Here is a 13,192-nt window from a genome sequence, read left to right as displayed (position 1 = left end):
CAGAAACAACAGTCTTTTAGAAAAGAGCCTATATTAAAACTGCTGCCCGGTGAGGCAGCAGTTTTCTTACGGATGGGTTTTTGTTTCTTTAAGCAGTTCTTTTCCTTCTTCATTTACAAGCAGATCATTGATCAGTTCTTTTTCTTTTTCGGCAATTTCGCCTGAAATAATTTCTTCGCTTTCCAGTTCAGAAACCTTTTCATACTGGGCGTAAAGCGCATGCTTCCAGAGGGTGTTCATTTGATTCCTCTTAAGGTCTGGGTTTCGAACAAGAAGCTGGTCGAGCGCTCGGTGGTCCTTTTCGATTTCGGCTTCATATGATTCTATAAGATCTTTATAAACTGGTTCCGGAATAAACAATCGATTTTTAATTTTATGGATCTGTTTAATTCCTGCTTCATACCGGTGCAATCGAACAATAATTTGCTGATATTCTACTGCACCGCTTTCTTCAGCCCGTAAACCGAAGAATGATATCAACGGCTTAATTGTGATTCCCTGAACGACTAGAGAGAACAGGACGATGCTAAAGGCCAGAATTAAAACGGTTTCTCTTCCAGCAAAGTCATATGGCAGGCTTAAAGCCAATGCGATTGATAGGGAACCTTTCAATCCTCCCCAATTTAACACATGCTTCCATGCGAACGGTATCTTCCGAATGAAGGACGTGCTCCCATACACAGCTATACTGCGACCGATCAGAACAATGAGCAAAGCGGTTAAGATCATCCCCCATTTATCCGTAAAGTCAATTCGGGTAATTTCTAATCCAACCATCAAAAAGACAATGGAATTTGCAAAGAGGGCCGCAACATCCCAGAAGTTATTGATATTAAGTTTAGTGGTAGGACTCATTCCTACTCTAGCTCCATAGTTGCCAAACGTAAGGGCAGCTACTACGACCGCAATAACACCTGAAACATGGATACTTTCAGCAAGGAGGTACGATCCATAGAAAAGGATGATGCTAAATATTATCTCGAGCGGATAATCATCAAAAAACTTTGTAATCGTTGAAAACACGTATCCAAGCGCTCCTCCGATCAACAACCCACCGGAGACTACTTTTATAAACTCAAGGGTACCACTCGCAGCTCCGCCCCATCCCTGATCGATATAAGCCAGGAGCGAAAAGGCGGAAATTTTGAACAGGACTACTGCAAGTCCATCGTTAAACAAACTTTCTCCTTCGATTATTGTTGACAGTCTTTTATTGACCCCCATACTTTTAAAGATGGACAACACGCTGACCGGGTCAGTTGCACTCATCAGAGCTGCAAACACAAACGCGACTGAAATAGGCAAATCAAGAAAAAAGTAGGTTGAAAAACCGATCACAAGAAAAGAAACAAGGGTCCCGCCGAAAGCCAGCGCAAGGATTGGCCTTCGGTTTTCGTTAAGATGAGAGAAAGGAAGCTTAAGGGCGGCTTCACCTAACAGGGCAGGAAGAAAAATTGTCAGAATAACAAAGTTAAAAACTTCTCCTTCTGTTATAAACATTTTAAGCGGCTCTAAAACAGGTATGTTTAGAAGTCCGATCAGCGTTCCGATGATTACAAGTGCGATTGGGTATGGCTGCTTTAGCTTCTTGGCCACGGCAGTGATTCCTGCTGCGATCATAAGCAGGATTAACCCGAGTTCAACTATATGATGCAAATCTAGTTCTTCCATACGTAAGGATCCTCCGTCTCTTTGGCATTCTCCATTCCATAATCATTAGTCATTTCAAAATTAACGGGCATAACTGATAAAATCTACTCCTCCTATAGTTTACCTGTTTATCGTACCAAAAAAACGAAATATTGGAAATTGAAGCCGTTTTTCTTTTAATCGCCATCCTCAGTTTTTCAACACACGGAAAATACGGATTAAAACATAAAAACAGGACTGCTTGATAGCAGCCCCGTTCCTATTAAATATTTTATTAATAAACCCCAACCTGATTCCATGCATTTGCAACAGCATTATAAGTCGAGCTTCCTGAGCCGTAATAATCAGCGGCAGATTGAAGCAGTGCAGCACGAGCATCGCTAAAGTCACTTGTCGGCGTTAAATAGACTGTTAAAGCACGATAGTAAATTTTCTCTGCAGCACTTTTACCGATCGAAGAAATAGTTAAATAACCCGCTTTGTTCGGAATCCCGCTGTTCGTATGAACTCCACCGTTATCACTCGAGGTATTCACATAATCATTCATATGAGACGGCTGGCCATACGCTTCTGGGTTTGAAAGGCTTCGCAGAGCATCTCCTCCAACTCCAGGAGTATATACATCCTCACCCATCAACCAGTCACCAGAATCAAGGAAATAGCCGAACACATCGGACATCGATTCATTTAGAGCTCCTGACTGATATTGATACTGAAGCCCGGCAGTCCGCTCTGTTACTGCATGTGTCAGTTCGTGTGCCACTACATCAAGTGCACCTGAAAGTGGAGCGAATGTGCTTCCATCCCCATCTCCATAAACCATTTGGGATCCGTTCCAGAACGCATTGTTATAATTTGAACCATAGTGGACGGTAGACGTTAATGTAGACCCGCTGTTATCATAACTGTTTCGGTTATGCGTGTTGTAATAATAATCATAGACTTTACCGGCATTGTAATGGGCATCTACATCTGCTCCCTGCGAGTATGCTGTCCATGCATTGTTGCTGTCAACAGAGTACCATCCCGGAATAGAAGTTCCGTTCTTTGCAGTAGTTGTCCTGATCACACCGCTCATCGGCTTTGTAACATCATAAAGATAGTATGTTCCACTTGAATAATAGGTGTTCAATGCTTTATATCCGCCGTTGACTCCATATCCGTATCCGGATGTCGCACTAGCTGTAACGGCGTTGTATGCCTCTACAATACTTCCGTCTCTAGCATCTACAAAGATTTGCCAGTTCGCAGGATACGGATCGATAAACTGCAGTTCCACTTTATATGCTAAACTGAACTTTCCGTTCTTTTCATGTACTACAAGCTTGCCTTTTTCAGCAGTTTCAAGCATGTCCGAATTTTTTACAAAGCTTGGCGCTTCACCAGACTCCCCATTGTTGTTCGTTTCAGCTTTTGTCAAATCAATGCTATCCCAGGCTTTTTCAATAGCGTCCTGCTTGCTAAGCTTAGGGGAAGTCGTTTTAACGTCAGCAGAAGCAGTTGGATGAACAGTTCCGTTAACGGCAGTCACTTTTCCTTCCTTATCTGTATGTACGATAAATTTCGCACCTTCAACAGGGACACCTTTTACAGATTGAATATATTCATAGTGCTTCATTCCAAGCTCGTCCGTTTTAACATCTAACAGTGTCAAATCCGTTTTAGGATTAAGCTTAAAAAGATCACTATTTTCTTTTAAGTATGTTTTAATCTCTTTTTCCGTGTTGTAGGACTTCTCAGAAAGCTTACCGGATAAAAAGGAAGGTACCTTATCATTTTTATCAAAATTTTTCTGGACAATCTCCATTTTGTCCATTGCCTTTTGCTGCAGTGCATCATCACTCATCGCATTGACTCCCGGTAAACCGGAACTAAATACCAGACCTGTTGCTAGAGCTAAAGCTAAACTTTTCTTCATCATGCTACCTCTCCCTTATCTTTTTTTGTAGAATATTTAAAATATTCTATACTAATGGTAGCACAGAAAAAAAGCGTCTTGTATTGGGAAATAAAGCGAGTTAAACAGCGAATAAACCCTTAATTATCAACGGGTTTCCCAATACAAAGATAAGCCGGGAAATGTTATAATAGAAGCTTTTCTATCCGGTTAGGGTTTTGGACAAAAATAAAGACAGGCGTACGCAACGCCTGTCAACTTGTTAGCCAGCTATTTTATTTAAGACAGATAAAGCCCTTTGAATTTCTTCTTCGGATACATCATAATGAGTGACAAAACGGAGTAAGTTTTCACCGAAAGCAACTGCAAGTACACCATTTTCTTTCAATTTTTCCGTCCACTGCCCTACGTTTTTTCCTGATTCAGAAATATCTACGACAACTATGTTGGTCTCCACATTATTTTTAACGCTTAATCCTTTAATTGTGGAGATTCCTTCAGCAAGCACCCTGGCTTTTTTATGATCATGAGACAACCTGTCAATCATATTATCAAGGGCTACCAGTCCCGGTGCCGCTAACACTCCAACCTGCCTCAGGCCTCCCCCTAACATCTTTCTCCACCTTCTGGCTTCTTCAATAAATTCTTTTGAGCCGGCTATAACAGATCCTACGGGTGCCCCGAGGCCTTTCGATAAACAAACCTGGATCGTGTCACTGTATCTGCCATACTCGGATAGTGCTACATCCGAGGCAACTGCTGCATTAAAGAGCCTTGCCCCATCAATATGGACCGGAATTCCTTTTTCCTGAGCGAGCTGATAGATATTCTTCATATCTTCAAGCGGATAAACTGCTCCCCCCGCACGGTTATGTGTATTTTCAAGAATGATCAATCCTGTTTTAGGCATATGTATATCAACAGGTCTTATTGCCGCTTTTATAGCCTCAACAGTCATATTCCCTCGTTTTCCTTTAACAGTCCGGGGCTGGACACCTGCAAGCGCTGAAATCCCAGCTCCCTCGTAATAGAAAACATGCGATTCCTCTTCAAGTATAATCTCATTGCCCGGTTGGCAATGCGTTAAAACAGCGATCTGATTTCCCTGGGTTCCACTCGTTACAAACAAAGCATCCTCTTTACCAAGCATTTGTGCCGCTCTTTTTTCTAATTTATTTACGGTAGGGTCTTCCCCGTAAACATCATCCCCGACTTCTGCTTCATACATCGCTTTTCTCATCTCTTCTGTTGGCTTTGTCACCGTATCACTTCGTAAGTCAATCATGGTTACCCTCCTGTTGTTTTACTCCATTATACAACAGAATCTGCTTTAAGAAATTTTGCTGCTTCTTCAGCAGGAACAGGTTGGCAGTAATAATAACCCTGGACTTCAATACATCCCAGTTCCTGAAGCAGGTCGATTTGCTCTTTCGATTCTACTCCTTCGGCAAGAATAGAAAGGCTTAAATGGTCAGCCATTGAAATCATCAATTTAACGATCGCTTCATTTTTTCTGTTTGTGCAGATATCCAAAATAAAGGATTTATCAATCTTTAAACGGTTAATCGGAAGCTTGCCCAGATAGCTTAATGAACTGTAACCTGTTCCGAAGTCATCGATGCTAATTTGAATGCCCCTGTCCCTTAGGTCATTTAATTTAGTAATCGTTGCTTTTTCATTAAACATAGCCATGCTTTCTGTGATTTCAATTTCTAAAAACCTTGCTTCTAACTTGCTTTTTTCCAATATTCCGTTTATCCGGCAAAGCACATCTTCCTGGTAGAAATGCCTTTGTGAAAGGTTGACTGCGATCAGAAGCGAAGATGCTCCCTGCTCATGCCACTGTTTCATTTGTTCGCATGCCTGTTCGAGGACAAGCTTTTCCAATTCGATTATTAAGCCGGTTTCCTCTGCGATAGGAATAAATTCACAAGGGGATATCAGCCCAAGCTCAGGATGGTTCCATCTTGCCAGTGCTTCAAAGCCGATCAGTATATTTTTCTTTGTATCAAACTTAGGCTGATAATAGACGATCACTTCTCGAGTGTCGATAGCCCGCTTCAAGTCATTTTCCATTATGATTTTATCCAGCGTGTTATTGTTCATTTCTGGCTTGTAGATGCAATAATTGTTCGTGCCGTGATCCTTCACATGGTACATGGCAATATCCGCATTTTTCAGAAGCTCATCTGTACTTTCTCCGTGCTCAGGATATACGGAAACTCCAATGCTTGTTGTTAACAAACATTCCTGTTTTTCAATCTGGAGAGGCTTGTGAAATACTGCAATAAGCTGTTGGGAAATGGTGTTGATGTATTCAACCGATGGCAGCGATGGAATGAACACGGTAAATTCATCCCCGCCTATTCTTGAAACAACGCTGTCTTCAGGAATGCTCTCCTTTAAACGAATTGCAATTGCCTCGATCACTTTATCACCAAATGCATGCCCAAAAATATCGTTGATTTTTTTAAAACGGTCAAAATCCAATAAGAGGACGGCAAACGTTTTATTTTTGTGCTTTTTTATATGAGCACGGACCCTTTTGACAAAATAGCGCCGGTTAGGCAGTCCTGTCAATTCATCATGATAGGCGAGATAGTGAATCATGTTTTCCGTTTTCTTGCTCTGAGTTATATCTTTCGCAATGCCATATACCCCGGTAACTTCCTCATTGATAGTAATGGGCATAAGGGAGACGAGCAGGTACAGCGGATCGTCATCTTTCTTCACGATCGCCAGTTCATATGTATCCATTCTCCCCTTTAATGCTTTTTCAAAGTAATACAAAGCTTTCTTCCGAACATCATTGCCCAGAAGCGGAAAGAAAGACATCTTTTTCAGCTCTTCTTCAGAATATCCCGTCATTTTAGTAACAACCTTGTTCACACTTGTAAAAAACCCGCTCTGGTTAAGAGAGAACACTGCATCGGGATTGTTTTCAAACAAGGAACCGTAGTGCTGCTGATTTTCTTGCAATCTTGCTGTTTGTTCCAGCCGTTTTGATTCTCCAAACCAGTCGGGCATAAAATTCAACAGCCAGACAGCAGCAAGCTCAAGGCCTAACAAGATCAAAAAAGCATTCGCAGGCTCGAGATCGGTGATAAGCTCCGATTTTAAAAACGAAAAAAACGCAAGGTACGGTGTTATGGAAAACGTGATCCCCATAATAGTACTGCCATGTGCCTTCCACTTTCCGATTACAGTATTTGATGACTCTCTTGCAAGCTGTAATACAAAGCGAAAAGCCGAATAGGCATACCCGGTAGTAGTTAGGAACGTTATGACAAAAAACAAGGGCATAAATACGATATCTTTAGAAAATAGAATAATGATACCAGCAATGAGGACTAGCAGTAACCCGATAGAAATGAACAATCCAGATAAAAAATATTCCAGGGGTCTCACAAACTGGTTGATCCCCGCTTTTAGGACGAAGAAAACAATAAGTGTACTGCCAGTAAATACAGCGACAAAGTGGGTTATGATTTTATCTGCCGGCATGATATCGATGATCGATAAGGAAATAGACAGATTCGATATCCAGAACGCCAGACCAACCCCAACCGAGCCACTCCACAAAACTTTTCTTTTATAAAGAACCATCTCATCATTTATTCTCTGAATCGTAGTAAAGAAAAGGTAAAATGCAGAGATAGACGTTATGATTCCAATCAACGTAAAAAAATAATTAATATTGTATGGTTCAAGAGTTCCAGTCATTTTATATCTCCGTTCAACGGTCTCCCATTTTTCTTTCTTTATCCTTGCAATAATGACTTTTTACATAAAAAACTTCAATTTCCCCCTTATTTTTCCACCAATAGATTATTTCTGCTAAATTTTACGTTCTCCTCTTAAAATAGAATAATATTTTTCACTTTTATTCCCCGGCTTCCCTTGTTTCCATCATCATCCTACAATGTATCCTTTTCGAATGAAAGGAAGCATTAGGACATACATATAAAGAAAACTCTCCGATTGCCAAGACCTTAAGTGAAGGCAGAGGTGTAGTTGCTCTTATCTATATTCTTAAACTTTTTTGCGACGTCGGTCCTTCTCCTCCGCTATAAAAGTTATATGTTCTATACGGTAAAGAAAACTCACCGATTGGCAAGCCCTTAAGTGAAGGCTGAGGTTAGTCGTCCTTGTACGTTAGCTCTCATATTTGCTCTTCATCGAATAACTTCATCTTATAAATTTATTCTCTGGACAAAAAAGTTTTATCCAAAGCAGGTGATAGTCATGGTTTTCAAGCGTTTCCTGGCTGTAATGACGGGAAGTTTTCTCGTAGGGGCAGGGATTAACGGTTTTCTTGTTCCCCATCATTTAATCGATGGCGGGATGATCGGTATAGGGCTTATAGTTAAGTATATGTGGGGATATAAACCTGGCCTGACAATCATTCTGTTGAGTGTTCCCCTTTATATTTATGCCTTTATTTATTTTCGGACATATTTCTATAACAGTCTCCACGGCCTGTTGTTATCTTCTTTATTCATCGATATTCTAACTCCCTTAAGAGGGATCTTTACTACCTCTATCTTGTTAAGTGCCTTGATCGGCGGTATATTGGTCGGCACAGGAATCGGAATCATGCTTCGCCATAAAACAAGTACGGGTGGAACCGATTTGCTCGCCCAGTTTATCGCCAGTTTCACTTCTATGAACGTTGGTATTATTATCTTTTTAATCGATGGTTTTGTCATCCTGGCAGGTGCACCGACAATCGGGTTGGATTCCTCGTTGTACTCCGCTTTAACCATCTCTGCGGTTGGATTTGCAACAAGTGTTCTAACAGTCAGGAAAAAGGAAGAATGGGTAAAATAAGAGATTGGCTCACCGTCTGGGATGAGCCAGTCTCTTATTTATTATTCTGCGCTAACTTTTTGTGCCTGCCAGTAAAAGTCACTGATCACTTCAGCAAGTGCAACGACCGTTCGGTTCAACTCTTCGATCGAATTATCCACCCCGCCGATTTCGATCAACAGCGAATTTGGAGACAAATCCTGGTTATATACCCCGTTGACTCCTTTTCCCTGTTTTTCGATTACTCCTCTGCTTAACCCCGGATACCTCTTTTCAAGGGCTTTATGCAGTTCTGTTGCCATCTGGTAGTTTTGCTCATAGTGAGGGTTTTCTTTTCCGATGACAAAAAATGTCCGAGCGTAAGACTTATTATTTATCGTAGCTGTTGTGACCTTTTCCCTGAATGAATCCCGGTGCAGATCAAAGAAAAACTGCAGGTCCTGATTGCTACCCATCGCAGATTGTACGATAGGCCTCGATGCATCATAGGATTTATAAGAATCCCAGCCTTTATTATTTAAGACAGAACCAATATTTGTCGTATCTACCTGTGTTCCAATCCCCCTCTTTTCAAGCTCTTCTCCCAGCTTTTCCCCAATCAAGGTAATGTTTGTTTTTCCATCTGACGCTTTGTTTGTATCCTTCGATCCTTCAAGTCCTAAAAGAGGAAGAAAAGATTCCCAGCTGTGTGTATGGTAGATATACACAACCTTCTTTCCATTTGTGGTTTGTACCGGTGGTGCTATCGGCTGCTGCGGGTCACTTACCTTCAGTTGTTCTTCGGCAACTTTCCTCTCTTTCAACAATTCTTCAACAGGCGGAGCTGATTCATTTGGTAGATTGGTATAATCCGTTCCTTCACCGGCAATTAGAATCTTGGAATCATATAATGCAAAGCCAGGAAGTTCCCTTCCGAGCAAGCTCCGTATATCGCCTGGTTTTACACTTGTAGCAAATTGAAAGGCTACCGACGAGAGGGCAGGCGGTTCACTTCCTTCAGGCAAAACTTGTGTAAAATAAGGATTTTCCCAACCCATTGTATAAACCAGCGCTTCAGTAGAAAAACTCGTTATCCATTCATGGAGCATGGACGAAGATAAGCGGTATTTTGATTCAGAAGAGGTAATAAAGCCTACCATGATAAACAAGACAATTAAACCTAAGATTATAAAAAAAGATATCGTTCTAAGATGCCTCTCCCGCGGCTGTCCATACATTCCAAACGCTGATCCTCTCATGACCTTACATCCTTTCTGAGCTTGTACTTATTTTCTTTATCAAATAGATAAAAGGTTCTTTTTCTTTTGTGTTATTCTATTTCTATGAACAGGTGATTTAAATTAGAAGAAGAAGTTTACTAGAATCAAAAATAGTAAATGTATAGTATTGTAAAAAAAAGAAAAAATAAAGATAGGCAATTCTAATCTAATCTTAAAATGTGATATGATATTATCGGAGGTGATACGGTTGAATAAGTACCTGGCTTATACATTATCGGTGATTGTTTTCCTTGGCATTGTCGTGGGATTTACATACTGGCTAACGTCAACTGAAGAACAGGCTGGCGGCGGAGAAGAACACGGCGAAGAAGCTGGAACAGAAGTTAATGCTGAAGAAGTCTTTGCAGCTAACTGTGCAAGCTGTCACGGTCAGAATCTTGAAGGGCAAGTTGGACCAGCTCTTAACAAGGTCGGAGGAAAGTACTCTCAAGAAGAGATTCTTGGCATTATCCAGAATGGTAAAGGCGGAGGAATGCCTGCAGGTGTTATCAAAGGTAAAGAAGCCGAAGCCGTAGCCAAGTGGCTTTCAGAGAAAAAATAATTTCGGTTACCAAAAAGCTTTCTGATATGTCAGAAGGCTTTTTTCACGTTTTAAAACATAACTAGTAGCAACAGGTACCTATTATAATCAAACAAAATCTAGATTATAATTTAGGGGCTGCATGAATCGGTATCTTACCGTTGTATCTGTATTGCCTTCCTGTTTAACATTTAATTCACCAATACTCAACAAGTGAAAGATATTTTATTTGAGAATAGCTATCAACAGAGGTATAATTATAACTGTAATTAAATATCGAACTATCTTCGGGGCAGGGTGTAATTCCCGACCGGCGGTGATGGAGAAGTTTTCCTAAGTCCGCGAGCCTTTATTTTGGGCAGGATCTGGTGCGATTCCAGGGCCGACAGTATAGTCTGGATGGGAGAAGATGGTGGTCAGAGCAAGTTTTAACATTATAGCTTGCTTTATTCCCCCATGCCAAAAACCGGAGCCCTGCACTCTCGGTTTTTTTTATTTTCTGGCTGTGGGACCACATCTCCTTTTTCGATGGTTCGGAAAAAAGGGAGAGATTTATTCTATGAAAACAAGATCAAAAACACAACGCATGATTGTTGTGGCCATGTTCAGCAGTATTTCTTATTTACTGATGCTGCTAGATTTTCCATTGCCGGGGTTTCCTCCATTCTTGCAAATTGACTTTAGTGAGATCCCAGCGTTATTTGTAGCTGTCCTGTACGGTCCACTTGCGGGAGTGGCGGTAGAAGCAATCAAAAATACGATTCATTACGGAATTGCCGGAAGCTTTACTGGCGTGCCTGTCGGTCAGCTTGCTAACTTTATAGCAGGAACGCTGTTCATCGTACCGACCGCATATATCTTCCGTAAATTTAAACAAACGAAAAAAGGGCTGACAGTCGGGTTAGTCGCAGGTACTTTATTAATGTCCATAATCATGGGATTATTGAATTATGTCCTGATCCTGCCTGCTTATACCTGGTTTATGGGATTTGAAGAAATGTCAGCTGCAGCACGCTCGACACTTGTTTTAACAGGCATAACACCGTTTAATATTATAAAAGGAATAATCATTGCAGTTTCTTTCATTCTACTATTTGTGAAACTGCAGCCATGGTTTGCCAGACAAACTAAAATAGCATAGCATGAACAACCGAACCAACTCAGGTTCGGTTGTTTTGTATTTTCAATGTTACACCCGCTTTCACTTTAGTTCCCCTGTACCGGCTCTTCCTTATTATCCTCTCTGTTCCTGCTCTTTTTGCTAATTCAAGTTCAATTAAAAGGATTTAAGGATTTTTTAAAGAATTGAAAAAAGACTAACTGATGAAAGGAAGTTACACTTTATGCTAGATATTGATTGGCTAGAAACTGCTACTATTACAGATATTCAAAATGAAATGAACTACAAACGTCTCTCATCCAAAGAGCTTGTCCTTTATTATCTTGAGCGGATCGCTCAGTATAACGGTAAAATCAACGCTGTGCTGGAAATAAACCCGGATGCGATATTTATCGCAGAGGCGATGGATTATGAACGGGAACAGCACCGGGTCCGCGGACCTCTACATGGTATTCCTGTACTAATTAAAGATAATATTGATACAGCTGATAAAATGCATACAAGTGCGGGTTCCCTTGCGCTTGCTAATTCCTATGCAGAAGAAGATGCATTTATCGCAAAGCAACTTCGAAATGCAGGGGCCGTTATTCTCGGTAAGACAAACATGACAGAGTGGGCCAACTTTATGACGGAAAACATGCCAAGCGGCTACAGCTCACGTGGTGGACAGGTCCAAAATCCGTATGGTCCGGGGACGTTCGATGTCGGGGGCTCAAGTTCCGGATCCGGTGCTGCAATAGCTTCAAACTTCGCAGTTGCTGCAATCGGAACGGAGACTTCCGGAAGCATCCTAAATCCTGCGAATCAAAACTCGCTTGTTGGGATTAAGCCTACTGTAGGACTCGTAAGCAGATCTGGCATCATCCCGATCGCACATAGCCAGGATACAGCGGGTCCAATGACAAAAAACGTGACCGATGCTGCAATCCTGCTCAATACGATTAAAGGAATTGATGAAAAGGACCCGGCTACTATTATGTCAGAAAAAGTTGCCTATATTGATTATACGGGATATCTACTCGAGGACGGTTTACTTAATAGCAGAATTGGCATTCCACCAGAAGGATATATGAAGCATCTTTCCTCTGAGCAACAAGAAATTTACAATAATAGCCTGGAAGTTTTAAAACAAAAAGGTGCTACTCTAGTTGAGTTAGAGATGATTTCCCCGATAGAAAAGGAAAAAGAATGGGACTTTAATGTTCTTTTATATGAATTTAAATCAGCCCTTAACGCTTATTTAGCAACTGTAAGTAACGGCTTGCCTGTGCATTCTCTCAAAGAGTTAATCGCTTTTAATCATGAACATGAAGAAAAAATGCTGAAGTATGGACAGACGCTTCTTATTGATTCACAGGCAACGAGCGGCAATCTAACAGATAGCGCTTATTTGCAAAGTAAGCTGAATGACATGAAACTGGCACGTAAGGAAGGAATTGACCGAGTAATAAATGAGAACAACTTGGATGCAATCTTTTTTCCAAAGGATATGGGTTCAGGTATTCCTGCAAAAGCAGGGTACCCTTCGATTACAATTCCGGCTGGTTATGACTCAGACGGTCAGCCCTTCGGCGTAATGTTCACCGGGCAGGCATATAGTGAATATACCCTGATCAAGCTTGGCTACAGTTTTGAACAAGCGACCAAAGTTCGAACTCCTCCAGCTCTATCTTAATGAAAATACAGGGCTGTTTTCTAAAGGATTGTTGTTTTTACCACAAAAGCATAAACTGCGACATAGCGAACGGCTGACCGCTACGGAAAGCGAACTGCTCGGTGTGGAAATCAATGCTGCAATTGCGTCGCAGTTCATCTCTAATGTGTAGCTTATTAAGCAACAAAGTATGCGAAAAGAGCCAAGTACAAACTTTTAAAACGTAAAAAAAAGGCATTCTCCGAAGAGAATGCCTTTTTAA

Annotated in this window: 9 protein-coding genes and 1 riboswitch; of the genes, 4 read left to right on the top strand and 5 right to left on the bottom strand. The window is 41.1% G+C overall.

The genetic code is table 11. The annotated features are described in order from the left end of the window. Positions 1–66: 66 nt before the first annotated feature. From FCL54_RS06955 to FCL54_RS06940, 4 genes are all read right to left on the bottom strand, one after another. Entirely contained in the window at positions 67–1,671 is a 1,605-nt protein-coding gene (locus FCL54_RS06955) for a Na+/H+ antiporter (RefSeq protein ID WP_138124693.1), read from the bottom strand. Between the two features lie 253 nt (positions 1,672–1,924). Continuing rightward, entirely contained in the window at positions 1,925–3,568 is a 1,644-nt protein-coding gene (locus FCL54_RS06950; protein ID WP_138124690.1) for a M4 family metallopeptidase, read from the bottom strand. 241 nt (positions 3,569–3,809) lie between these two features. Further along, complete coding sequence (gene ltaE, locus FCL54_RS06945; RefSeq protein ID WP_138124688.1) at positions 3,810–4,832, bottom strand: low-specificity L-threonine aldolase; 1,023 nt, start codon at positions 4,830–4,832, stop codon at positions 3,810–3,812. Positions 4,833–4,858: 26 nt separating this feature from the next. Next, positions 4,859–7,270, bottom strand: coding sequence for a sensor domain-containing protein (locus FCL54_RS06940; protein ID WP_138124685.1), 2,412 nt, complete (start codon positions 7,268–7,270; stop codon positions 4,859–4,861). 522 nt (positions 7,271–7,792) lie between these two features. Between FCL54_RS06940 and FCL54_RS06935 the strand changes: the two genes are divergently transcribed. Then, positions 7,793–8,377: a YitT family protein gene (locus FCL54_RS06935; protein WP_138124682.1), complete on the top strand. Its 585-nt coding sequence runs from the start codon at positions 7,793–7,795 to the stop codon at positions 8,375–8,377. 41 nt (positions 8,378–8,418) lie between these two features. Here the strand turns inward: FCL54_RS06935 and spoIIP are convergent, their stop codons facing one another. Beyond that, on the bottom strand, positions 8,419–9,594 hold the full coding sequence (gene spoIIP / locus FCL54_RS06930) for a stage II sporulation protein P (protein WP_246055162.1): 1,176 nt from the start codon (positions 9,592–9,594) through the stop codon (positions 8,419–8,421). Between the two features lie 277 nt (positions 9,595–9,871). Between spoIIP and FCL54_RS06925 the strand changes: the two genes are divergently transcribed. The 3 genes from FCL54_RS06925 to FCL54_RS06915 all read left to right on the top strand — a co-directional run bounded on the left by FCL54_RS06925 (position 9,872) and on the right by FCL54_RS06915 (position 12,951). After that, positions 9,872–10,177 (top strand): c-type cytochrome, encoded by a 306-nt coding sequence (locus tag FCL54_RS06925; RefSeq protein WP_425467110.1) that lies wholly within the window; start codon positions 9,872–9,874, stop codon positions 10,175–10,177. Positions 10,178–10,435: 258 nt separating this feature from the next. After that, a riboswitch (FMN riboswitch) is annotated at positions 10,436–10,571 on the top strand. A gap of 144 nt (positions 10,572–10,715) precedes the next feature. Further along, on the top strand, positions 10,716–11,297 hold the full coding sequence (locus FCL54_RS06920) for an ECF transporter S component (protein ID WP_138124676.1): 582 nt from the start codon (positions 10,716–10,718) through the stop codon (positions 11,295–11,297). A gap of 202 nt (positions 11,298–11,499) precedes the next feature. Continuing rightward, the gene (locus FCL54_RS06915; protein WP_138124673.1) at positions 11,500–12,951 is read left to right on the top strand and encodes an amidase family protein; all 1,452 of its coding nucleotides are present in this window, start codon (positions 11,500–11,502) and stop codon (positions 12,949–12,951) included. The last annotated feature ends 241 nt before the right edge of the window (positions 12,952–13,192 follow it).

Origin of the sequence: Exobacillus caeni (assembly GCF_005747095.1) — a bacterium.
In the GTDB taxonomy this organism is placed as follows: Bacteria; Bacillota; Bacilli; order Bacillales; family Guptibacillaceae; genus Exobacillus; species Exobacillus caeni.
This window is presented reverse-complemented; position numbering and strand designations above follow the sequence as displayed.